We start from the raw sequence: 23198 nt of genomic DNA, 5'->3' as shown, positions 1-23198 counted from the left end.
CTCGACTCCACTCCACCAGCTCGTCCGTTCCCCGAAGCCGCGATGCTACCCAGTGGACACCCGGGGGTGCCGCGCCGGTGTCAGTGCCCGGGTGTTCCATGGAGCCATGGCCATCAGGCGCGAGCGCGCGCACGCCGATCCCGAGCTGATCGTCCGCGACGAGGACTGGTACGGAAAGGACCTCTCGGGCGAGCGCTTCACCGGTTTCACCTTCTACGACCTGGATCTCACGGAAGCGGTGAACGACGGCGCCGTCTTCGACGGGTGCACCTTCTCCGGGGTCCGGTTCAACGCCTCGCGGCACACCGCCGCCGCCTTCACCAACTGCGTCTTCCGCCGCTGCGGCTTCTTCGACACCCGCTTCGAGCAGTGCAAGGCGGTCGGGAGTCTGTTCGAGCGGTGCACCTTCCCTCTGCTGCGGGTCGCCGGCGGGGACTGGTCGTTCGTGGGGCTGCCGGGCGCGGATCTGCGCGGGGCGGTCTTCGAGGGTGTCCGGATGCGGGAGTGCGATCTGACGGGCGCGCGTGCGGAGGGGGCCACCGTGACCGGCGTGGATCTCTCCGGGGCGGTGCTGCGCGGCGCGGATCTCTCGGGGGCCGACCTGCGGGGCAGTGACCTCTCCTCGCTCGACCCGCTGACCGCCCGGGTGGCAGGGGCGCGGATCGACCTGGTGCAGTCGGCGGTGATCGCCGGCGCGCTGGGATTCGAGGTGGGCTGAGCAGCTCGCGCGCCCGTGCCGTCGGACCCGCGCACACGGACGAGCGGGCCCGCGCCCGCACCCGCGAATCAGGCGCTCGCACCGGCGAGCGCGCACACGCGCGGGCGGGTCCGCGTGCGCGCACGGGCGGGTCCGCGTGCGCGCCGGCGGGCCCGGGGCTCGCACCGGCGGGTGCACGGGCCTTGCCCGTCCGGGGGCCGCGCCCCACGATATGACGGTACGTCAGATCGAGGGGAAGGAGCCCGCGGTGCCCCATGTCCCGGTGTTGCCCGAGGGGCCGCTGTCCTACGGGATGCAGCTCCCGGTCCAGTCGCAGAGCACCCTCTGCGCCGAACCCTGGGAGGCCGCCGCCGGAGCGGCGGACCTGGCCGAGGTGGCCAGGACCGCCGACCGCACCGGCTTCGCCTATGTCGCCGTCTGTGATCATGTCGCCGTCCCCCGCCGGCTCGCGGGAGCCATGTCCACCGTCTGGTACGACCCGGTCGCCACCCTCTCCTTCCTCGCCGGGATCACCGGCCGGGTACGGCTCCTCAGCCATGTCGCCGTCGTCGGACTGCGCCACCCCCTGGTCACCGCGAAGCAGTACGCCACGCTCGACCATCTCTCCGGGGGCCGGCTGATCCTCGGTGTCGGCGCCGGGCACGTGGCCGAGGAGTTCGCCGCGCTGGGGGCCGATTTCGACGGGCGCGGCGGGCTGCTGGACGAGACGATCGACGCGCTCCGGGCGGCCCTCGGCCCCGAGGAGTTCCCCGAGTTCAGCGGCGAGCGGTTCTCCTTCTCCGGGCTGGGCCAGCGGCCCCGTCCGGCCCAGCCGCGCGTCCCCGTCTGGGTCGGCGGCTCCTCGCCCGCTGCCCTGCGCCGGGCCGCCCTGCGCGGGGACGGCTGGCTCCCCCAGGGCGACCCCCGCGCCCGGCTGCCCGCCGCCATCGCCCGGCTGCGGGCCCTGCGCGAGGCGGCCGGGAACCCCGTCCCCCTGGAGATCGGCGCCATCGCCGAACCGCTCTACATCGGCCGGCCGGGCTGGGAGGTGGGCCGCCGGACCCTGGCCGGTGAGCCGGGTGCCATCGCCGCCTCCCTGCGTGAGTACGCGGCCATGGGCGTACGCCAGATCCAGGTCCGGTTCCGCAGCCGGGGCCGTACCGAACTCACGGACCAGATGGCCGCGTTCGCCGCCGAGGTCGCTCCGTATCTGCACGCCGACAGCTGACGAAGGGGACCACCATGGGAAAGCTCGACGGACGCGTCTTTCTGATCACCGGGGCCGCGCGGGGGCAGGGGGAGCAGGAGGCCCGGATCTTCGCCGCCGAGGGGGCGCGGGTCGTCCTCGCCGATGTGCTCGACAAGGAGGGCGAGGCGGTCGCCGCCGAGCTGGGCGACGGCGCCCACTACCTCCGTCTCGATGTCTCCCGGGAGGCGGACTGGGCCGCCGCCGTCACCGCCGCCAAGGAGCGCTTCGGCAAGCTCGACGGACTGGTGAACAATGCGGGCATCCTCCGCTTCAACGCCCTGACCTCCACCCCGCTGGAGGAGTTCCAGCAGGTCACCGGGGTCAATCAGACCGGGGTCTTCCTCGGGATACGGGCCGTCGCGCCCGAGATCGAGGCGGCCGGCGGGGGCACCATCGTCAACACCGCCTCCTACGCCGCCCTGGCCGGGGTGGCGCTGATCGGCGCCTACACCGCGTCCAAGCACGCGGTCCTCGGTCTGACCCGGGTGGCCGCGCTCGAACTGGCGCCGAAGGGCATCCGGGTCAACGCGGTCTGCCCGGGGGCGGTGGACACCCCGATGATGGACCTCGCCTTCACCCGCGACGGTGTGAGCCGCGAGGACGCCCGCGCGCGGATGGGCCCGGTGTACGAGCGGACCATACCGCTCGGGCGGGCGGGACGGCCCGAGGAGGTGGCGCGGCTCGCGCTCTTCCTGAGCTGCGAGGACTCCTCGTACATCACCGGGCAGCCGTTTGTGATCGACGGCGGCTGGATGGCGGGGATCAACGTGGGCTGACCGGGGCACCGGACCCCGTCTCTGACGGGGCGTCATCTCTTGACGGCGCAGGTGCGCGGTGGAACAGTCGTGCGCATCACGATCTGACGATGCGTCAGAAACTTAGGGACGGTGAACCCCTTGGAATTCGGGATCTTTGTGCAGGGCTACGTCGGCAGGCGCGCCGAGACCGACCCGCTCGCCGAGCACAAGGTGCTCATGGAGGAGACCGAGTACGTCATCCAGGCGGACACGTCCGGGTTCAAGTACGCCTGGGCGTCCGAGCACCACTTCCTCGACCAGTACTCACACCTCTCCGCCAACGACGTCTACCTCGGGTACCTCGCCCACGCGACCGACCGCATCCACCTCGGCTCCGGCATCTTCAACCCGCTCGCGCCGGTGAACCACCCGGTGAAGGTCGCCGAGAAGGTCGCCATGCTCGACCACCTCTCCGAGGGGCGCTTCGAGTTCGGCTCCGGGCGGGGCGCGGGCAGCCACGAGATCCTCGGGTTCATGCCGGGCATCACCGATATGAACCACACCAAGGAGATCTGGGAGGAGACCGTCGCGGAGTTCCCCCGGATGTGGCTCCAGGAGGAGTACCAGGGCTTCCAGGGCAAGCACTGGTCCCTGCCCCCGAGGAAGGTCCTGCCGAAGCCGTACGGGAAGTCCCACCCGGCGATGTGGTACGCGGCCGGGTCGCCGTCCTCCTACGCCATGGCGGCGCGGAAGGGGCTGGGGGTCCTCGGCTTCAGTGTGCAGAAGGTCGCCGACATGGAGTGGGTCCTCGACTCCTACAAGACCGCGATCAAGGAGGCCGAGCCGGTCGGCGCCTTCGTCAACGACAACATCCTGGTGACCTCCACCGCGATCTGCGCGGAGACCCACGCGGAGGCGGTGGCCATCGCGGCCGGCTCGGGGGTGAGCTATCTCCAGTCGCTGCTCTTCCGCTACCACGACACCTTCCCCCGGCCCGAGGGGATTCCCCAGTGGCCGGAGCTGCTGCCGGAGTACACGGAGGAGATCGTGGAGCTGCTGATCGCGGAGGGGCTGATGATCTGCGGAGATCCGGGGGAGGTGCTGGCGCAGTGCAGGAAGTGGGAGGGGGCGGGGGTGGATCAGCTGGGGTTCGGGTTGCCGGCGGGGGTGGGGTACGAGGACACGCTGCGGACGATCCGCCTGATCGGGGAGCATGTGATCCCTCACATCGACACGGACCCGGTGCACCGGACCACGCGCTTCCGCGAGAGCTGATTCGGCAGGGGGGCTGGTCTTGGTGCGGGGTGACCCCCCCGCTCCCACCGTGCAACCCGGCCCCCGCCCACCGGCCCCGCCCCGGTGCTTGAGCCGCGCCCACTCAGCCCCTCCGGCGTTTGAGGAGCGGGGGTTCGGGGGCTGGCCCCCGACCCGGGCCCGCACTGTGCGGGGTCCTGTGGTGCGGGGTCCGTCCTCAAACGCCGGACGGGCTGGGTTTGCCGGGCGGGCTGGTTTTGCCGGGCGGGCTGGTTTTGCTCGGGTCACCTGTGGTGCGGGGTCCGTCCTCAAACGCCGGACGGGCTGGGTTTGCCGGGCGGGCGGGGCTCCCCGCCGGGCCGGGTCCGCCGACGGGCCCCCCGCACAGCAGCCCCACCGCGCACCCCCCGGCAGGGACCCCCCCTCGCAGGGAACACCGCACCCCGAAGGGAACCCCCCCTCATGCTCGACCACCTCATCCGCTCCGCGACCGTCGTGGACGGCACGGGCGCGCCCCCCTACCCCGCCGACATCGGCCTCCGCGACGGCCGCGTCGTCGCCCTCACCACCCCCGGCACCCTCCACCCCGGCTCCGCCCGCACCGCCGAGGACGCCACCGGCCTCCTCCTCACCCCCGGCTTCGTCGACCTCCACACCCACTACGACGCCCAGCTCTTCTGGGACCCCTTCGCCACCCCCTCCATGAACCACGGCGTCACCACCGTCGCCGGCGGCAACTGCGGCTTCACCCTCGCGCCGCTCGACCCCGGCCGCCCCGGCGACGCCGACTACACCCGCCGGATGATGGCGAGGGTCGAGGGCATGTCCCTGGTCGCCCTGGAGGAGGGCGCCCCCTGGAACTGGCACACCTTCGGCGAGTACCTCGACGCCCTCGAAGGCCGCATCGCCGTCAACGCGGGCTTCATGGTCGGCCACTGCGCGCTGCGCCGCCATGCCATGGGCCCCGACGCCATCGGCGGCGACCCCACCCCCGCGCAGCTCCAGCGGATGCTGGACCTCCTCCACGAGGCGATGGACGCGGGCGCCTGGGGCCTGTCCACCACCCAGTCCACCACCCACTCCGACGGCGACGGCGCGCCCGTCGCCTCCCGCCACGCCCGCCCCGACGAGCTGATCGCCCTGTCGCGGGCGGTCGGCGAACACGAGGGCACCCAGCTGGAGGCGATCGTCGCCGGCTGCCTCGACCGGTTCCGCGACGACGAGATCGACCTCCTGGTCGCGATGACCCGCGCCGCGGGCCGCCCCCTGAACTGGAACGTCCTCACCATCGACGCGGCCGTCCCCGGCCGCGTGCCCCGGCAGCTCGCCGCCGCCGCCCGCGCCCGCGCCGCCGGCGGCCGGATCGTCGCCCTGACGATGCCGATCCTCACCCCGATGAACATGTCCCTGGGCACCTTCTGCGCCCTCAACCTCATCCCCGGCTGGGGCGAGATCCTCGCCCTCCCCGTCCCCGAGCGCGTCGAGCGCCTCCGCGACCCCGCCGTACGGGCGGAGATGCTCCGCCGCGCCGACTCCGAGGAGGCCGGGGTCTTCCGCCGCCTCGCGCACTTCGGCCGCTATGTCATCGGCGACACCTACTCCCCGGCCAACGAGGGCCTCGGCGGGCGCGTGGTGCGGGACATCGCCGCCGAGCGCGGCCAGGACGACTTCCACTGCCTGGTGGAGATCTGCGCCAACGACGGGCTGCGCACCGTGCTGTGGCCCATGCCCACCGACAACGACCCGGCCTCCTGGGAGCTGCGCCGCCGCACCTGGGAGCACGAGGACGTACTCCTCGGCGGCTCCGACGCGGGCGCCCATCTGGACCGGATGTGCGGCGCCCCCTACACCACCCGCTTCCTCGGCGACTGTCTGCGCGGCCGGAAGCTGGTCCCGCTACCGGCGGCGGTGAGGATGCTCACCGACGACCCCGCGCGCCTCCTCGGGCTCCGCGAGCGCGGCCGTGTCGAGGAGGGCTTCCACGCCGACCTCGTCCTCCTCGACCCCGAGCGGATCGACGCCGGCCCGGCCACCCTCGTCCACGATCTGCCCGGCGGCGGCCCCCGCCTGGACGCGAGGGCGATCGGCGTCGTGTCGGTGCGGGTCAACGGCGTGGAGACCATCCGCGACGACAAGGTCACCGGCGCGATCCCCGGCCGGGTGCTGCGCTCCGGCCGCGACACCGAGACGGTCTCCACGCGATGAGCGCGCCACAGCGGCTCTTCATCGGCGGCGAGTGGGCCGAGCCCGACGCGGGGCACTACGAGGTGGTCGACCCGGCCTCCGAGGAGGTCGTGGGCCTCGCGCCCGAGGCGAGCCGCGCCCAGGTGCACGAGGCGGCGCGCGCGGCCCGTGAGGCCCTCGGGCCCTGGTCCCGCACCCGCCCGGAGGAGCGCGCCCGCATCCTGGACGCCGCCGCCGGGGTCATCGAGCGGAACACGGAGCCGTACACCGCCCTCGCCCGTGCCGAGTCCGGCGCGACCACCGCCACCGCCCGCGCCCTCCAGGTCGGGATCGGCGCGGCCCGTTTCCGGCGGTACGCGCGGGGGGCGCTGGAGTCCGTGGAGCAGCCGCTGCCGCCGCAGATCAACGCGGCGGGCCCGATGGGCCCCGCCGGTGTCGTCGGGGCGCTCGCGGTGCGCCGCCCGGTGGGGGTGGTCACCTGTGTCACCTCCTACAACAACCCCTGGGCCAACCCGGCGGGGAAGGTGGCACCCGCGCTCGCGATGGGCAACACGGTGGTGGTGAAGCCCGCCCCGCAGGACCCGCTCTCCGTCTACCGGATGGCCGAGGCGCTGGCGGAGGCGGGCGTTCCGCCCGGGGTCGTCAATGTGGTGACGGGGTCGTCCCCCGCCGTGGGCGAGGCCGCCGTCGACTCCCCGGACGTCGACATGGTCAGCTTCACCGGCTCCACGGCGGTCGGCCGCCGGATCGCCGAGGTCTGCGGGCGCGGCATGAAGCGCCAGCTGATGGAGCTGGGCGGCAAGGGCGCGGCGCTGGTCTTCGACGACGCGGACCTGGACGCGGCGATCCGGGGCATCGGCACCACGTTCTCCTTCTACAGCGGCCAGATCTGCACGGCCCCGACCCGGGTGATCGCCCAGCGCGGGGTGTACGACCGGCTGGTGGAGCGGCTGGCCGCCCACGCCCGCCGGCTGCCGGTCGGCGATCCGGCCGAGCGGGGCACGGTGGTCGGCCCGCTGATCTCGGCAGCCCACCGCGACCGGGTGGAGTCCTATCTCGCACTGGGCCGCCGCGAGGGTGCCCGCCTGGTCACGGGCGGCGAGCGCCCCGACGTCCGGGGAGGGGGCACCGGCGCGCGGGGAGGCGGCTCCGGAAAGGGCTTCTACGCCGCTCCGGCGCTCTTCGCGGAGTGCGCCCCCGGGATGCGGATCGTCCGGGAGGAGATCTTCGGTCCGGTGGTGGTGGTCGTCCCCTTCGGTACGGAGGAGGAGGGCATCGCGCTGGCCAACGACAGCGACTACGGCCTGATCGACTATGTCTGGTCCGGGGATGTCGCCCGTGCCTTCCGGGTCGCCGGGGAGCTGCGGACGGGCGGGGTGGGGGTGAACACGGTCGCGCGCAACATGGAGGCGCCGTTCGGCGGGTTCAAACGGAGCGGGGTCGGGCGGGACGTCGGTTCGTACGCCCTGCACGCGTACAGCGAGATCCAGTCGGTGGTCTGGCCGGGGTGAGCGGGCGGGCGGGCGCGGTCCGTCAGCCGGGGTCCCAGGACCGGGGTCTGTCGCGTTCCGGCCGTCCTGCACGCGAGAAGAGCACGGGGGTGGGCATGGGGGGCGGCTTCCCTTCTGTCACCGGTCCCTGTGGCGGGGCTCCCGAGCGTAGGCGGCCGGTCACAGGGCGACACGGCTCAGCCTGCACGCTTCCTTGACGATCCGTGCAAGGGCCATGCTTCCGGTGCGGGAGTGTGGGAGAGGCGGTCCGCCGCCGCGCGGCGGCGGAACTCCCGGGGACTGCTGCCGTACGCCTCACGGAAGGCCCGGCTGAAGCCGGCGGCGCTGGAGAAGCCCCAGCGGAGGGCGACCGCGTGGATGGGCCGGCCGGACAGCTCGGGCCGGGCGAGGTCGCCCCGGCACCGCTCCAGCCGGCGGCGCCGGATGGAGGCCGCCACGCTCTCGCCCTGGGCCTGCTGGAAGAGCAGATAGAGCGAGCGCAGGGAGATGTGGTGGCGGGCGGCGACGGCCCGGGGGGTGAGCGCGGTGTCGCCCAGGTTCTGGTCGATGAAGGCGTTGATCCGCTCCAGCAGGACCCGGGCCCGGGTCTCGGCGGGGAGGTCGCCGTAGGAGTCGAGCTGCTGGGCGAGGAACGCCGTGGTCAGATCGAGCGTCGTCACGGCCAGCTGGTCGCGCTGCCGCGGCTCGCAGCCGTCGGCGTGGCTCTCCAGGGCCGAGAGGAAGCTCCCGAGGATCGCCCCCATGCCGCTGCGCCCGTCCAGCCGCCGGGCCAGCAGCTCGTCGATCCGGTCGGAGGGCAGCGGGACCGCGTCCCGGGGCACCTGGACGATGACCGCCCGCACCAGCCCGGTGCCGCTGTCGTCCACGGTTCCGGTTCCGGCGTCGAAGGGGTGCGAGGAGTCCCAGAGGACGGCGTCCCCCGCGCCCAGTTCGGCGAGGTTGCGGCACTGGGATATCCACATGGCGCTCTGGGTCATGAACGCCAGCGAGTACCGCTCGGGGTCGCTGCGCCGGATCAGCTGGGGGGTGCGCCAGGACCGCAGCGCGGTGTACGAGAAGCTGCTCACCCGGGTGCGTCCCAGGTCGAGGACGGCGGCGTGGGCGCGGAAGGCGTGGGAGTCCGCCACCATGAGCCGGGTGGGGGCGATCTCCCGGGCGATGATCTCCTGGTACCAGTCGGTGCGCTCCCGCGCGGGTACGGAATCGCTGGTCACGACGGACAACATTCCGGCACACCCCCCAGTGATCGCCGCTTCCACTTTCTCATGACCGGTCCAGGGGCGGCCGGGGCGTGGGACGCGGGAAAATTTCAAAAGGGGCATAACGGGCCTGGCTGCGGTTATCGCACCCCATCGAAAGCCCGTCTTTCCTTCCAGGGTGCCGCTGATCTCCCCACTTGTCCTTTCAACCCCAGGTGCTCTTCAGCAACAGCCCCTGAATCAAAGGGATGCCCTCCGGGCGGCTCCCTTCCCGCTGTGGAAACCGCAGCCCTTAACGTCCTGTTCATGACTCAGTTGGACGCGCGGCCCGGGGCCGGAGACAGCGCGGGGGCCGCCCCGGGCGGGGCCGGGGGTGTCCGCGGCAAGGGCCTCGGCGGAAATTCCGTCGGCCTGCTGGGCAGCTCGGTCATCGGGATCTCCACCGTCGCGCCCGTCTACTGCCTCACCTCCACCCTCGGCTCCACGGCGGGCGAGGTCGGGCTCCAGATGCCGGCGGTCTTCCTGGCGGGCTTTCTGCCGATGCTGCTGGTCGCGTTCGCCTACCGCGAGCTGAACCGGGTCATGCCGGACTGCGGGACCTCCTTCACCTGGACGGTGAAGGCGTTCGGACCGAGGGTCGGCTGGATGTGCGGCTGGGGGCTGGTGATCGCGACCATCATCGTGCTCTCCAACCTCGCCGGGGTGGCGACCTCCTTCTTCTGGCTCCTCGCCGGGGAGATCACGGGCAGCGACGCCATCGCCGCCCTGGACGGCAACAAGGCCGTGCACATCACCACCGTGCTGGTGCTGATCGCCGCGGCCACCGCGATCAGCTACCGGGGGATGACGGCGACCAAGGGCGTGCAGTACGCCCTGGTGGGCCTCCAGCTCCTGGTGCTCGGGCTCTTCGTCGCCATGGCCCTCGGGAAGGCGGACTCCTTCGGGACCTCGCTCTCCTTCTCCATGGAGTGGCTCAACCCGTTCGCGGTCCAGTCCTTCGCGGCCTTCACCGCGGGCCTGTCGCTGTCGATCTTCATGTACTGGGGCTGGGACGCCTGCCTCACCGCGAACGAGGAGACCACCGGCAGCGACCGCACACCCGGGCGGGCCGCGCTCATCGCGATGGTGGTCCTGGTGGGGGCCTATCTCGCGACCGGGGTGGCCGCGCAGATGGCGGTCGGCTCCGGCGAGAAGGGGCTGGGGCTGGCCAACCCCGACACCTCGGGGAATGTCTTCGCCGCCCTGGCCGGCCCGATCATGGGCCCGGGGCTCGGGGTGCTGCTCTTCGTGGCGGTCCTCGCGTCGGCCGCCGCGAGCCTCCAGACCACCTTCATCCCGGTGGCCCGCACGGTGCTGGCGATGTCGTCGTACGAGGCCCTCCCGCCGTCCTGCGCCCGGGTGCACCCGCGGTTCAGGACCCCGGGGCGGGCCACGGTGGTGGCCGGCGCGGCGACCGGCGCGTTCTACACCGTGATGACGCTGGTCAGTGAGAACGTCCTGATCGACACGGTGTACGCGCTCGGCCTGATGATCTGCTTCTACTACTCGCTCACGGCCTTCGCCTGCGCCTGGTACTTCCGCCGCGAACTCTCCCGCTCGCCCCGGGACCTCCTCTTCAAGGGCCTCTTCCCCCTGCTGGGCGGCACTCTGCTGGCGGCGGTCTTCGCGAAGACCCTGTACGACATGTGGGACCCGGAGTACGGCAGTGGGTCGGCGGTCTTCGGGGTCGGATCGGTCTTCGTGATCGGTGTGGGGCTGCTGTTGCTGGGGGTTCTTCTGATGACCCTGATGCACTCCCGCAGCCCCGCTTTCTTCCAGGGCAGGACTCTGACCTCGGCAACCCCGTCCCTGACTCCCCCGACGTAGGCCGTCTCTTCCGGATCGTGCCGGGCTCGCGAGCCCCGGCACCGCGCCGCGCCGCACCTCTTCCCCACGGACCGCCTGCCGCCCGGGGCCCGTCCTCAACCTCCCAGAGGCAGCTCCGGGGGAGATTGAGGAGCGGGGGTTCGGGGGCCGGCCCCGACCGCGGCCCGCAGGATGCGGGTCCTGTGGCTCGGGGTCCGTCCTCACGCGCCGGACGGGCGGGAATGACGGTCTCGACGGGTGTCGAGTGGGTCGGGGCTCCCCCGGTTCCCCGAGCCCAGCCCCGACCGGTCAGCGCTGGTGGGCGAGGAAGAGGCGCGCACGCTCATCGAGTTCCGCAGCACATCGCAACCCCCGCGCGCGTCGGGGGTCGCAGGCGCAGGCGCAGGCGCAGGGGCGGCCGGGCCGCTTCGCGGTCGCGGGCGACGGTGAAGCCTTGGGAGAGGGCCTGGGTGCGGCGGATGGGATCGATGCCGAAGACGGTGACCTGGACGCCCTTGGCGTGCAGGAGGCGGGCGATCGAGCTGCCGAGCTTGCCGAAGCCGATCACCAGGGCAGGTCGGCCGTGGAGGATGTCGCCGCGTCCGCGCATGACGGCCTCGGTGGAGAAGACCACGGACTGGCCAACGAGGAAGTCCAGGACCGGCGGGTGGGCAGCCGCCGCATCCGGGCCTCGGCCGTCTCAGCGGGGCCCGAGCCGGTCAGGGCCGGGGTGTGGGTGATCAGGATGTGCGCGATCTCGCGGCCGTCCGGGCGGGTGCCGGGCCAGCTCCAGGCTGCGAGGGACACCAGCAGCCGCAGCTCAGGACCGGGCGGGGTGAGCAGGACGCTCATGCCGTCGTACCTCCCGTGACCTTGAAGCAGGACCAGACGATCTTCCCCAACGGAGTGCGGTCCTCGACTCCCCAGCCGTCGGCGAGCGCGTTCACCAGGATTAGCCCGCGTCCGGAGGTGTCCGTGCCGGCGGCCTGCCGGGCTTCCGGGTGCCGGCGGCGGCTGTCGTGCACCTCCAGGCGTACGACATCCTCGTCGGCGTCGAGCTTGACCAGGAAGCCGTGTCCGGGGGCAGTCCCGTGGATCAGGGCGTTGGTGGCGAGTTCGGAGACGCAGAGCCGGACGTCCTCGGCGCGGTCCGGCAGACCCCAGTCGGCCAGGGCCTCAGAGGTGAAGGACCGTGCATGGCCGACCGACTCGGGCCGCGCGTCGAAGAACTGCTGGGTTGTCTTGGTCATCACGGTGGTCCTCATGACTCGGCATCCAGGACGCGGGCGGTGCCGGGGTGACGGCGGCGGACGGAAACGCTGCGGGAGATGGGGTGGTGGGCCGTGCGGGGCTTGCGGATCAGCAGCAGCCGCGAGCCGACCGCCTCGATCCGCCGCCCGCGTTCAGCGGCTATGGCCTTCGGTCCCAGCTGCGACATGGCCGGGGCGATGACGCCGTAGACGTCCGGCAGCGCGAGCACGTCCAGCAGCCCGGTGAACGCCGCTGAGGCGGGCCCGGCGGACGCGTCGCGGTCGGTGAAGACGCCGGACAACTGCAGTTCGTGGCTGCGGCAGTACTCGGCGAGCGAGGCGACCAGCGCGTCCTGCCGCGCTTGGGAGACCCGCACCAGCCGCAGGAAGCCGTAAACGACCGGACCGCTGACCGGGCGATGCTCCGTGAGGGGTTCCATGCTCAGGACCGTCCAAAAGGCTCGACACGCGATGACGCTCTGATCGTGGCGTCCGGCCAACTCGCGGCCAATTACCGGCCGTTCCACTTCCGTTCCACTTCCGTCCCGCCAACTGCACGCATCTGCTTCGATGACCGGTGGAAAGGAGCGACGCGTGGCGACCGTGCACCACTGGACCGGCCTGGAGGCCAAGGCCCTGCGGCTCGCCCTGCGACTGAGCGTGCGGGCCTTCGCCCAGCAGCTCGGCCTGGCAGTCGCGACCGTGTCCAAGTGGGAGAGCAAGCTCGCCGAAACCGAGCCCAGACCCGACACCCAGGCCATCCTCGACACCGCCCTCGGCCGCGCGGACGCCGCTGTCCACCTGCGGTTCGAAACGCTCCTGTCCGAGATGACCAACCCAGTGCAGAACGCCGGCCGACGCCGCGTCACCGCCTCCGGCCCCCGGGCCTGGGAGTACGAGTGCTGGGCCGACGACCTCGACCGCGTCGTGGTCGCCCTGTCCCGGCAGAACTTCGCCTTCGCCGACAGCCTCCTCACCCGGTGGCTGAGCCGATTCAAGGCCCACGAGCTGGACGAGAAGGGCCTGTATCTCTTCGCCCGCTCCACCACCCTGCTCGGCGACCTGAAGCGCGACCAGGGCGTTGTCCTGGGCCCACTGTCCGCCCAGCACTCCTATGCCGGCGCCCGCGCGGTCTTCACCCAGCTCGACATCCCCCGCCGCGTCGCCCAGCTCGACCTGTCCCTCGCCGTCATCACCGAGATGTCCGGGAAGCTGGAGGTCGCCGCCCGCGACTACGAGGCCCTCACGGTCGATGACCGGCTCTCCCGCCGCGACCGGGCCCGCGCGAGGCTGTGGGTGGGGACCGCGCTGAGCAAGGACGGCCAACACGACTATGCGACCCGTGTCATGCGGGCGGCGACCCGCGACTTCGAGGACCTCACCGAACCGGATGACTGGTCGGTGGCCCACCAGAAACTCGCCCTCGCCCGCCGCGGCGCCGGCGACCTGAGCCAGGCCCTGCACTTCATCGACATCGCCCGCAGCAGCGGGACGACCGACTCACCGATGCAACGTGTGCGACTGGACACCGCTCATGGCCACATCCTGCTCTCCGATGCGGCGACCCGGGATGATGGACTCCTCGTCCTCGACCAGGCCACCAAGGTGGCCGCGCAGTACGGACTTGTGCACCAACTGCGCAGTATCGAGGGCATCAAGGCCATGAGCGAGGGACCGATCGGCCCCCGGCACCGGTGACCAGGGAGAAACGCGTGAGCAACGACCAGCGGGGCACCACCGAGGACCAGTGGCGCCAGGCCAAGCTGATCTGGAACTACCACCAGATGCAGCACGAGCTGCGGCCCGTCGATGTGGCGATCGGGCTGGGCAGCCACGACCTCGGCGTCGCGACCCACTCCGCCGAGCTGCACCGCTCCGGGCTCTTCCCGACCCTGGTGTTCACCGGCGGCAACAGTCCCACCACCGCCAAGGTCTTCCCGCGCGGGGAGGCAGTCCACTTCCGCGACCACGCCATCGACCTCGGCGTCCCTGCCGAGGCGATCCTGCTGGAACCGAACGCGGGCAACACCGGGCAGAACATCACCCTCTCGCGTGAGGTCCTCGTCGCCGCAGGCATCACCCCGGCGTCGGTGCTGCTGGTCTCCAAGCCCTATATGGAAAGGCGGTCGTTCGCGACCGCCCGCAAGCTGTGGCCCGACGTCGAGATCCTCTGCGCGTCGGAGCCGCTGGAGTTTGACGACTATCTGAAGTCCATCGGCGACGAGAAACTCGTCTTGGACATGCTCGTCGGCGACCTCCAGCGGGTCATCGAGTATCCAAAGCTCGGATTCGCCATCGAGCAGGAGGTCCCGGAGGACGTGCATGCAGCGTACGAGTCCCTCATCCGCGACGGCTTCACCAGCCGCCTCATCAACCCCTGACCTGACCGAGCCGGGCGGGTTGTGCGCCATCCACCAGCCGAATTTCCTGCCCCGGCTGACCACGCTGGCCAAGCTGTTCGCGGCGGACTACTGGATCGTCCTGGACGACGTGCAGTTCACCCGCCGCGACTACCAGCACCGAGCCCGCCTTGCGCACCTCGACGACCCCGCCGGTCAGCGGCGGCTCACCATCCCCACCCGTCTGCCGAGCGGACGGCCCACCCTCATCCGCGACGCCGTGATCGACGACCCGCACCTGGCCCGCCGCAGGACCGAGGGGATGCTGCGGCAGCACTATGGGGCCAGCCCTCACTGGCCCGCCCTCGCCGAAGCCCTGGGTCCGGTGCTGGATGCCTTCGACACCAGCAGGACCGCGACGGTTGCCGAGACCTCCACCCGCGTCCTGCTGGACCTGTTGGGCTGGGAGGGCCGGCTCCTCACCAGCAGCCGTCTGCCGGCCCGGCCGGGCCGCTCCGTCCGGCTCGCGGACCTTTCCGCGGCAACCGGCGCCCGCGCGTATCTGTGCGGGACCGGTGGCATGACCTATCTCGACCCCGCCCCGTTTATGGTTCAGAACATCGCCGTGGCCTCGTTCCGGCCGCCGACCACCGGCATCTGGTCCTCCGGCCGCCGCCTCAGCGCCCTGTGGGCCTTGGCCACCCTGGGCCCGGACGCCGTGGCAGCCCCCCTCCGGGCTCTCGCGGCCCACGGCGGCTTGCTCCAGACGGCAACCGAAGTCATCAGATCCGCCGAGGGTCCCGCTACCCGTGACGGAGTGCTACCGGCACACGGGGGCACATCCCGGCTTCACGGAAATCTCGCCAGGACCCCGAACGTCCCCAGTCGCATACGACTTCTTCGTGCACCATCGCGTACCGATGTCTGTGCTCAGCTGCCGGTCCATCGCCGCCCGGATCGCTGCTTCGTTCCGCGCACGGGTCTCTGTTGCCAGACGCCCCATCTCAGCCCTCCGTCCTGGCCGCGGCTGTCGGGCCCCGGTGTCTGAGCCCCACCCCTCTGCCCCTCCGACGTCTGGGCCGAGGCACAAAATCCAGCCCCTCCGGCGTTTGAGGAGCGGGGGTTCGGGGGCCGGCCCCGACCGTGGCCCGCAGGGTGCGGGGTCCCGTCGCCCGGGGCCCGTCCTCAAGCTCCCCCGGAGCTGCCTCCGGGAGGTGCCCCCGGACCGGCCGGGTTTGCTCGGGTTTCCCGTGCGGCGGGAGGGCGCACGCGCCGGACCGGGCGGGGTTGTTCGGGCTACCCGTGGGGCGGGGGGCCCAGGAATACCGGGTTCGTCAGGGCCACCAGAGCCCCGCCCCGCCGAACCTCCGCCCTCACATACCCGGCGTACCCCGCCCGCGTCTCCCACTCCACCACCCCCGCCCCGGCGGAGACCACCACCCCCTGCTCCGTCACCAGCCTCACCACACACCCCGCCCCCACCCCCTCCACTCCCAGCCGCACCCCCACCTCCGCGTCCGCCTCCACCCGCAGGCGCTCGCCGATGCCCGCCCGGCGCCCCCTCCCGTCCACCACCGAGAAATCCAGCTCCACCGCCGACGACTCGGCGACATAGCTGTGGCCCTTCCGCAGCCCCGCCAGGATCGCCGCCCGCGTCAGGTCCTCCGCCAGGACCACCGTCTGCGGCCGGCCGACCGGATCGGGGTCCCGGTGGGCGTCGCTGTTCCCCATCGCCGGCACCCAGCGCCCCCGCGCCAGCTCCGCGTCCCACGCCTGCACGGACACCTCGTCGTCGGCGGTGAACGCCCCGTTCCACACCTCCACCACATCCGCCTCGCCCATCCCGAACTTCCAGTTGCACCCGATGCAGCTCGCGTACGGATGCGCGGGCACCACCAGCCCTCCCGCCCGCCGGATCTCCCGGGCGAACCGCCCGAAGCGGTTCTCCCGCGCCCGGTACCGCCAGTCGATGAAGGTCCCCGGGTCGGTCCCCAGCGCCAGCACGTGCCCGTTGCGCGTGGTGACCTCCTCCCCGGTGAGGATCAGCAGATCGTCCCCGGCGTGCTCGGCCCAGAACGGCTGCCCGGCATGGGTGTTGTGCTCGGAGGTGTGGATGAAGTCGAGCCCGGCGGCCCGCGCCAGGGCCGCGATCTCCCCCGGGGTGCGCCGCCCGTCCGAGTACCAGGAGTGCAGATGGCAGTCGCCCCGGTACCACCCCCGCCCCCGCCCCCGTGCCCGCTCCGGCGGATACACCCGTTCGGGCGTCCGGCCCGCCTCCCCGTACCGCAGCGTGACGCTCACCTCGTACGGCAGCCCCCGCGGCGCCACCGTGTACGGCCCGAGGACGACATGCCAGGTCCCGGCCCGCACCGGCCCCGCCACATACCCGGGGGTCGCGTCGTCGGCGCGGATGAAGAACGAGGCGCGCGCCCCGCCCGACCACCCCCGGAACCCCTCCCCGCCGAGCGCGGTCCCCCGCTGGTCGAAGACGCCGATGTCGAGGGCGTTCCCCGGTGTCCCGGCCGGGGTCACGGGCCGTTCATAGGTGTACGAGACGGCCAGCTCCCGCACCCCCCGCCCCACCTCCACCGGGAGGTAGACATAGTCCGGCGCGCCGGGCGGCAGCACCCCCCGGACGACTCTGGTCCGCTCCCCGTCCCTGTCTCCGGGCGCGGCCTCCGCGAAGCTCACACCTCCCAACGTAAAGGCGGAGACCGCCCCGCTCATCAGGAGCCCGCGCCTCCCCACCTCGCGGCCGGCGGACCCCTGGCCCCCGCGTCCCTGTCCCTGCCCGTGGCTCATAGCGACGACCCCTCACACTCTCCACCGCGCGGAAGTGGTGCACTGTCACCCTGGTACCGACGCGTGCACCCGGGCGCAAGGCGCCGACCGGTCGAACACCTGGACACCACCGGCGGCCCGGCACCGGGCACCACCGCGGACACGGGCACCACCGACGAGAGGGACTCGATGCGCATCTCGACCACGCTCTTTCTGACGGACCGGACCATCACCCCCGTGCGGCTCGCCCGCGCCCTGGAGGAACGGGGGTTCGCCGGTCTCTACCTCCCCGAGCACACCCACATCCCGGCGGAGCGCACCTCCCCCTACCCGGGCGGCGGCGAACTCCCCCCGGAGTACACCCGCACCCTCGATCCCCTCGTCGCCCTCGCCCAGGCCGCCGCCGTCACCACCCGGCTCGCCCTCGGCACCGGCATCACCCTCGTCGCCCAGCACGACCCGATCGATCTGGCCAAACAGATCGCCTCCCTGGACCATCTCTCCGGCGGCCGGTTCACCCTCGGCGTGGGGTACGGCTGGAACCGCGAGGAGGCCGAGGACCACGGCGTCGAGTGGTCCACGCGCCGGGCCGCCGTGCGCGACAGGCTGGCCCTGATGCGTGCCCTGTGGGCGGACGAACCCACGGCGTACGAGGGGAAGCACGCATCGGTCCGCGCCTCCCACGCCCACCCCAAACCCGCCGGCGGCGCTCCCCGTGTCCTCTACGGCGGCGCGGCGGGCCCCAGGCTCTTCGCGGAGATCGCCGCGCACGGCGACGGCTGGCTCCCCATCGGCGGCTCGGGCCTCGCGGAGTCGCTCCCCCTGCTCCGTACCGCCTGGCAGGAGGCCGGCCGCGACCCCCTGGACCTCCAGGTGGTCCCGTACGGCGTCGACCCCGCCCCCGGCAAGCTCGCCCACTTCGCGGGCCTCGGCGTGGAGGAGGTCGTCCTCGGTCTCCCGCCGGCCGGTGAGCCGGAGATCCTGCGCGCCCTCGACGCGTACGCCCAGTACCTCTGAGGACGGTCATCCCCCGCTGACCAGCGATTCCCCCACACTCGTCCGCGCGTACAGCACCATCCGCCCGGTGCGGTGCGCGCTCACCAGCCCCGCCGCCCGCAGCGCCGTCAGATGCTGCGAGACACCCCCCGCCGACAGCGCGATCCGCCGCGCCAGTTCGGTGGTCGAGGCGGGGGAGGTCAGCTCCGCCAGCAGCCGCGCCCGGGTCCGCCCCAGCACCCCCGCCAGCGCGTCCGAGCACGGGTGCGGGCTCTGTCTCCAGAGCGTGCCGATCCCGCGCGGCGGGTAGCGCAGGGTCGGCTGCCAGGCGGTCCGCCCGAGGTTGGAGACGATCTGCGGCCAGGCGAAGGCGGAGGGCACCAGCAGCAGCCCCCGCCCGCCGAGCCGCTGGGTGCCGCAGCTCGTGCGGCGCACCAGCTGGAGCGTGCCGGAGTCCCAGGTGAGCTGTGGCCCGAAGTCGTCGAAGAGCCGCCGTGCCCCGCCGTCCGCGAAGTGGATCGCCCGGTGCAGGATGTCCCCCTCGAACAGGGCCAGCATCCGGGGCCAGTACGGCGCGATGGCGACCTCCCAGTACGCGGCGATCACCTCCGCGAGCCGCCCCAGCTCCCGCCCCGGGTCCGCCCGCAGCTCGGCGGCGATCTCCTGGAGCCCGGGGGAGGAGGTCCGCAGCAGCTCCGCCGGGGTGGACCGGAGCGCCGTCAGCTCCACGGCCAGCGAGGGCTGCGGGGTCGTCGGCGGTGGCACGAGGAAGGACGGGACGCACCCCGTCGGCACGCTCACCAGCCGCCACAGCGGGGTCAGATCCAGCTTCGCCGATTCGAGCAGCGGGCGGACCCGGTCCACCCACGGGCGGTGCATCCCCTGCGGATCGCCGTCCTTGAGGACGCGCACACTCGCCGCGACCTCCCACAGCGGGGAGATCGCGAACCGCGTCCGCGCCATGTCCTCGGCCGTGAATTCGATCTCGACAGTGCCGCCTTGAGCACGCCCCACTCGCACCATTCAGTCGACACTAAATCATTGGAAGCCAAATGGGACCCCCGGCAGGGTGAGGAGCATGACCTCACCAAGCCCCTGGCGGGTCCCCGACTTCCGCGCGCTCTTCTCCGCCGTGGTCCTCGCCAACCTCGCGATGAACGTCGGTTACGTGGCCACCCCCCTGATCGCCGTCACCACCCTGGACGCGGGCCCCGGTGAGGTCGGCGTACTCGTCACCCTGATGACCGTGTCGTTCCTGCTCATCGGGCTTCCCGCCGGGGCCTGGATCGACCGGATGAACCACCGCCGCATCATGATCACGGGTGAGCTGGCGCGGTCGGCGCTCTGTCTCTCCATACCGGTCGCGTGGTGGCTGGACGCGCTCACCCTCTGGCAGTTGTACGCCGTCGTCCTGCTGCACGGCTGCGGCACCGTCTTCGTCGATGTCGCCGCCCAGAGCGCGATCCCGGCGATGGTGGGCCGGGAGAGCCTGGTGGGGGCCAACGCCGCCCTGGTCAGCCTCCAGGCGGCCGGCCAGGTCGCGGGCCGGGGAGCCGGCGGCGCCGTCGTCCAACTGCTCGCCGCCCCCCTGTCGACGGGCGTCGTCAGCCTCCTCCACCTCGCGGCGGCCCTCCGTCTGACCCGTGTCCGCGACACCCCCCGCCCCCCGGCCCGGGAGAGACCGCCGCGCCTGGCCGCCCAGATACGGGAGGGCATACGCCATGTCCTCGCCGATCCCCAACTGCGCGCCCTCTGCCTGGCGGGCTCGCTCTCCAACCTCGGCATCCAGCTCGCCAACACCCTCCTCCCGGTCCTCTTCACCCGTGAACTCGGCCTCTCCCCGGGCGTCCTGGGCCTTTTCTACGCCGCCGGCGGTGTCGGCATCTTCCTCGGCGCCCACGCCGCCCGCCCCATCGCCCGCCGCCTCGGCGGGGACTACAGCCGGACGATCGGTGTGGTCGGGCTCGCCCTGGCCCCGGCCGCCCTGGTCGTCCCGCTGGTGGACCGGGGCGGCTGGCTCTGGTTCGCGGCGGCCGGCTGGACGCTGGCGATCTTCAAGATCGGGGTGGACAACGTCCTCGCCGTGACCCTGCGCCAGCGCCGCACCCCCGACGCCCTGCTCGGCCGAATGAACGCCACCTTCCGCTTCATGCTGATGGGCGCGATGGCGCTGGGCTCGGCGCTGGCCGGGGTGATCGGCGAGCTGGCGGGGGTGCGGGCGGCGATGTGGACCGGGGCGGGGTTCATGGCCGTGGCGTTCGTCCCCGTACTGTTCACTTCCCTGCGCGGCCGTCGCGGCCCGGAGCCCGCCGCCGCACCCCCCGTCGACACCACCGAACCGAGGAGTACGGATGACCCAGTCGACCCCGTTGACGTACCGGGGAAGTGACGGCTGTCCCCTGTACGCCGCGACCACCGGCGCCGGCGCCGGCACCGGCCCGTCACCGGTGGTCCTGCTCCACGGCGGCGGCCCCGACCACCGCAGCCTGCTCCCGCTGGCCGGGCGCATCGGGGACGGCCACAGGGTGGTGCTCCCCGACATCCGGGGCTGGGGCGCCTCCGTCTGCGCCGACCCGGCCCGGCACACCTGGTCGCGGTACGCGGACGATGTGACCGCCCTCCTGGACCACCTGGGCGAGGAGCGCGCCGTTCTCGTCGGCACGGGCCTGGGCGGCACCATCGCGCTCCGCACGGCGCTGGAGCACCCCGGGAGGGTCCGCGCGATCGTCGTGATCAGCGTGGAGGACATCGAGGACGACGAGGCGAAGGAGGCCGAACGCCTCTTCTTCCGCCGGTTCGCCGCCCGCGTCCGGACGGAGGGCCTGGAGGCCGCCTGGGCCCCGGTCCTCCCGACGCTCGCCCCGCTGATCGGCAACCTCGTCCGCGAGGCGATCCCGCGCGCGGACCGGGCGAGCGTGGCGGCGTTCTGCGCGCTGGGCGAGGACCGGGCGTTCCGCGAGGTCGCCGACCTCGCGGCGATCACCGCCCCGGCCCTGATCGTCCCGGGCATGGACGCCCGCCACCCGTCGGCCCTGGCGGCGGAGGTCGCCCGGACCCTCCCCGGGGGCCGGCTGTCCCCGCGAGCGATGTCGGAGGAGCTGCTGACGGCGGAGGACCTGGGGGAGGAGATGGGCCCGCTGGTGAGGGAGTTCCTCTCGGACCTGCGCCGCTAACTCCCGCCCCGCCCGCCCGAGCCCTCGGCCCTGCCTGCCCGCGCCCTCGGCCCCGCCCGGCCGAGCCCCTGGCCTGCCCGGCCACCACCCAGCTTGTCCGGTCACCACCGAGCCCGTCCGGCTGCACCACCCAGCCCGTCCGGCGTTTGAGGACGGCCCCCCGGGGCACGGGCAACCCGAGTAATTTCAGCCCGTCCGGCGTTTGAGGACGGACCCTGTGCCACGGGACCCCGCACGGTGCGGTGCGGGCCACGGTCGGGGGCCAGCCCCCGAACCCCCGCTCCTCAATCGCCGGAGGGGCTTGGGTTGCTCAGGTCGCCGGAGGGGCTTGGGTTGCTCAGGTCTCCGGAGAGGCCGGGGTGGCGCTGCTCAATCGCCGGAGGGGCTGGACGGACCCCGGGGCGCGGGCAACCCGAGCAATTTCAGCCCGTCCGGCTGCACCACCCAGCCCGTCCGGCGTTTGAGGACGGACCCTGGCGCGCGGGCAACCCGAGCGATTTCAGCCCGTCCGGCGTTTGAGGACGGACCCTGTGCCACAGGACCCCGCACCCACCGAGCCCCAACCAAAGAGCCCTCTACTGCGGGAAGTTCGCCCGCAGCCCCACCACCGAGCTGGACTTCGTGCTCACCCCCGCCCCCCCTCCCTTCAGCACAAAACTCCGCCCGGAGTTGTCGGAGATGAACAGATCGGCATCACCATCCCGGTCGGCGTCCCGCAACCTCGTCTCCCCGCCGAACGATCCGAACGGCTTGCTCGGCAGCCCCGCCGTCTCCTTCGTGAACCACTGCGACCCGCCACCGCTCACCCCCTTCTTCCCGCCGCGCAGCACATGCACCCCACCCGCCGACTGATCGCGCCCGATGTCCTCCAGCACGCCGACCGCCAGGTCCGGATACCCGTCCCGGTTGGTGTCGCCGACGGACATGTCGAAGCCGAACTCGTCCCCGGCCTTCAGCGACGTCGCCACCCCGGCGCTGTCCTGCGTGAGCCGGTACGAGGACCCGGCCCCGTCCGCCCCGCCGCGCATGACCAGCACGGAACCGGCGTGCTTCTTGTACCCCGACTCCGTCACCGCGAGATCGCCGTAACCGTTCTTGTCGAAGTCCGCGATGACCCCCACGGGGGACCAGTCGGGGCTGGAGGAGTTGTACGTGGTGGGCTTCCTCGGCGCGGTGACGGTGGAGCCACCGCGCAGGAACCAGGTACCGGAGGTCTGCCGGTCGTTCACATACCCCGCTCCGAGGACGTACAGATCGCTCGCCTTGTCCTTGGTCACCTTCCCGGCGGCCAGCCCGGTGATCTCGCGCAGGGCGCCGTGCTTCGGGTCGTGCCGGGTGACCGTCCGGGTGCCGCCGTCCTTGGAGGAGAAGCCGCCCCGGTAGATGTGCACGGTGAACCAGTCGGCGACGGCCAGATCGGGCTTCCCGTTGCCGTCGAAGTCCCCGACGGCGAGGTGCCGGCCGAACAGCCACTCGGAGGTGGGCGACTTCTGCGCGAGTGTGGTCGCCTTGGACCCGAGCCCGGACTTGGACCCCCAGAGCATGACCACCATGCCCTGCCGCTTGCGCTTCCCCACTGTCTCGGACATGTCGGCGACGGCGAGGTCGGCGTACCCGTCGCTGTTGAAGTCGGCGGCGGCCGAGGAGCCCCCGAAGCCGTCGTTGCCGGTCAGTGTGCCCGGTATGCCGGGGTTGCTCTGGTCGATCCGCTTGGTCTTGGTGCCGGGCCCGGTGGCGGTCCCGTAGGTGATGACCACTCCGGCTCCACTGCCGTGGGACACGTAGTCGCGGTAGCCGTCGCCGTTGAAGTCGTCGGCGTACTTGGCGGGCGCGGCGGCTGCGGTCCCTGCGGTGAGACTGAGCAGCCCGCCGGTGAGGGAGACGGCGGTGGCCGCCGCGAGGACGAGGCGAAGGTTCTTGCGCATGAGCATGCGGATCTCCTGCTGTCTGGGTGAGCACAGAGGAGACCCGCGATGGCGATCA

The 23198-nt window shown here is 72.6% G+C and carries 20 protein-coding genes and 1 pseudogene; 13 read left to right on the top strand and 8 right to left on the bottom strand.

Going from position 1 to position 23198, the window contains the following annotated elements; translation table 11 throughout:
- Positions 1-106 precede the first annotated feature (106 nt).
- From ACWCRA_RS24775 to ACWCRA_RS24750, 6 genes are all read left to right on the top strand, one after another.
- Complete coding sequence (locus tag ACWCRA_RS24775) at positions 107-718, top strand: pentapeptide repeat-containing protein (RefSeq protein WP_351546812.1); 612 nt, start codon at positions 107-109, stop codon at positions 716-718.
- A 292-nt stretch (positions 719-1010) separates the two neighbouring features.
- A complete protein-coding gene (locus ACWCRA_RS24770) occupies positions 1011-1925 on the top strand; it encodes an LLM class F420-dependent oxidoreductase (RefSeq protein ID WP_351546850.1) in 915 nt (304 codons plus the stop codon).
- 14 nt (positions 1926-1939) lie between these two features.
- Complete coding sequence (locus tag ACWCRA_RS24765) at positions 1940-2722, top strand: SDR family NAD(P)-dependent oxidoreductase (protein ID WP_351546809.1); 783 nt, start codon at positions 1940-1942, stop codon at positions 2720-2722.
- A 120-nt stretch (positions 2723-2842) separates the two neighbouring features.
- A complete protein-coding gene (locus ACWCRA_RS24760) occupies positions 2843-3958 on the top strand; it encodes an LLM class flavin-dependent oxidoreductase (protein WP_351546848.1) in 1116 nt (371 codons plus the stop codon).
- 441 nt (positions 3959-4399) lie between these two features.
- Positions 4400-6142, top strand: coding sequence for an N-acyl-D-amino-acid deacylase family protein (locus tag ACWCRA_RS24755; protein WP_451068623.1), 1743 nt, complete (start codon positions 4400-4402; stop codon positions 6140-6142).
- Positions 6139-7632, top strand: coding sequence for an aldehyde dehydrogenase family protein (locus tag ACWCRA_RS24750; protein ID WP_351546803.1), 1494 nt, complete (start codon positions 6139-6141; stop codon positions 7630-7632). The genes ACWCRA_RS24755 and ACWCRA_RS24750 overlap by 4 nt, the downstream gene beginning before the upstream one ends.
- 176 nt (positions 7633-7808) lie before the next feature.
- Here ACWCRA_RS24750 and ACWCRA_RS24745 read toward each other — a convergent pair whose 3' ends face one another.
- Entirely contained in the window at positions 7809-8846 is a 1038-nt protein-coding gene (locus ACWCRA_RS24745) for an AraC-like ligand-binding domain-containing protein (RefSeq protein WP_451068622.1), read from the bottom strand.
- A 291-nt stretch (positions 8847-9137) separates the two neighbouring features.
- Between ACWCRA_RS24745 and ACWCRA_RS24740 the strand changes: the two genes are divergently transcribed.
- Entirely contained in the window at positions 9138-10697 is a 1560-nt protein-coding gene (locus tag ACWCRA_RS24740; RefSeq protein ID WP_351546797.1) for an APC family permease, read from the top strand.
- Between the two features lie 400 nt (positions 10698-11097).
- On the opposite strand, the pseudogene ACWCRA_RS24735 reads toward ACWCRA_RS24740, so the two are convergent.
- The 4 genes and pseudogenes from ACWCRA_RS24735 to ACWCRA_RS24720 form a co-directional block, all read right to left on the bottom strand.
- A pseudogene (locus ACWCRA_RS24735) lies at positions 11098-11331 on the bottom strand (adenosylhomocysteinase); the annotation flags it as partial.
- Positions 11241-11528 carry a hypothetical protein gene (locus ACWCRA_RS24730; protein ID WP_451068621.1) on the bottom strand — a complete coding sequence of 96 codons (288 nt, stop codon included), beginning with the start codon at positions 11526-11528 and terminating at the stop codon, positions 11241-11243. The pseudogene ACWCRA_RS24735 and the gene ACWCRA_RS24730, both read right to left, overlap by 91 nt.
- Entirely contained in the window at positions 11525-11926 is a 402-nt protein-coding gene (locus ACWCRA_RS24725; RefSeq protein ID WP_451068620.1) for an ATP-binding protein, read from the bottom strand. The genes ACWCRA_RS24730 and ACWCRA_RS24725 overlap by 4 nt, the downstream gene beginning before the upstream one ends.
- An 11-nt stretch (positions 11927-11937) precedes the next feature.
- Positions 11938-12366, bottom strand: coding sequence for a hypothetical protein (locus ACWCRA_RS24720; RefSeq protein WP_351546791.1), 429 nt, complete (start codon positions 12364-12366; stop codon positions 11938-11940).
- Positions 12367-12520: 154 nt separating this feature from the next.
- On the opposite strand from ACWCRA_RS24720, the gene ACWCRA_RS24715 reads away from it, so the two are divergent.
- Genes ACWCRA_RS24715 through ACWCRA_RS24705 form a run of 3 tightly spaced genes read left to right on the top strand, consistent with a single transcriptional unit; the run spans position 12521 to position 15313 of the window.
- Positions 12521-13624, top strand: a complete 1104-nt coding sequence (locus tag ACWCRA_RS24715; RefSeq protein WP_451068619.1) for a helix-turn-helix domain-containing protein — start codon at positions 12521-12523, stop codon at positions 13622-13624.
- 14 nt (positions 13625-13638) lie between these two features.
- Complete coding sequence (locus ACWCRA_RS24710) at positions 13639-14307, top strand: YdcF family protein (protein WP_351546785.1); 669 nt, start codon at positions 13639-13641, stop codon at positions 14305-14307.
- 19 nt (positions 14308-14326) lie between these two features.
- Positions 14327-15313, top strand: coding sequence for a WbqC family protein (locus ACWCRA_RS24705; protein WP_451068618.1), 987 nt, complete (start codon positions 14327-14329; stop codon positions 15311-15313).
- A gap of 248 nt (positions 15314-15561) precedes the next feature.
- Here ACWCRA_RS24705 and ACWCRA_RS24700 read toward each other — a convergent pair whose 3' ends face one another.
- Positions 15562-17067 (bottom strand): CehA/McbA family metallohydrolase, encoded by a 1506-nt coding sequence (locus ACWCRA_RS24700; RefSeq protein ID WP_451068617.1) that lies wholly within the window; start codon positions 17065-17067, stop codon positions 15562-15564.
- A gap of 168 nt (positions 17068-17235) precedes the next feature.
- Between ACWCRA_RS24700 and ACWCRA_RS24695 the strand changes: the two genes are divergently transcribed.
- The gene (locus ACWCRA_RS24695; protein ID WP_351546845.1) at positions 17236-18063 is read left to right on the top strand and encodes a TIGR03619 family F420-dependent LLM class oxidoreductase; all 828 of its coding nucleotides are present in this window, start codon (positions 17236-17238) and stop codon (positions 18061-18063) included.
- 6 nt (positions 18064-18069) lie between these two features.
- On the opposite strand, the gene ACWCRA_RS24690 is transcribed toward ACWCRA_RS24695, so the two are convergent.
- Positions 18070-19065: a helix-turn-helix domain-containing protein gene (locus ACWCRA_RS24690; RefSeq protein WP_351546777.1), complete on the bottom strand. Its 996-nt coding sequence runs from the start codon at positions 19063-19065 to the stop codon at positions 18070-18072.
- A gap of 55 nt (positions 19066-19120) precedes the next feature.
- Here ACWCRA_RS24690 and ACWCRA_RS24685 point away from each other — a divergent pair, with 55 nt between their 5' ends.
- Both ACWCRA_RS24685 and ACWCRA_RS24680 read left to right on the top strand, forming a co-directional pair.
- A complete protein-coding gene (locus tag ACWCRA_RS24685) occupies positions 19121-20431 on the top strand; it encodes an MFS transporter (RefSeq protein ID WP_351546774.1) in 1311 nt (436 codons plus the stop codon).
- A complete protein-coding gene (locus ACWCRA_RS24680; protein ID WP_451068616.1) occupies positions 20394-21215 on the top strand; it encodes an alpha/beta fold hydrolase in 822 nt (273 codons plus the stop codon). The genes ACWCRA_RS24685 and ACWCRA_RS24680 overlap by 38 nt, the downstream gene beginning before the upstream one ends.
- Positions 21216-21790: 575 nt before the next feature.
- Here the strand turns inward: ACWCRA_RS24680 and ACWCRA_RS24675 are convergent.
- Complete coding sequence (locus ACWCRA_RS24675; protein ID WP_451068615.1) at positions 21791-23146, bottom strand: FG-GAP and VCBS repeat-containing protein; 1356 nt, start codon at positions 23144-23146, stop codon at positions 21791-21793.
- Positions 23147-23198: the final 52 nt, after the last annotated feature.

It is taken from the genome of Streptomyces sp. NPDC001889 (assembly GCF_053594535.1).
Note: the sequence above shows the minus strand (reverse complement) of the source record. Positions and strands in the feature narration are given on the sequence as shown.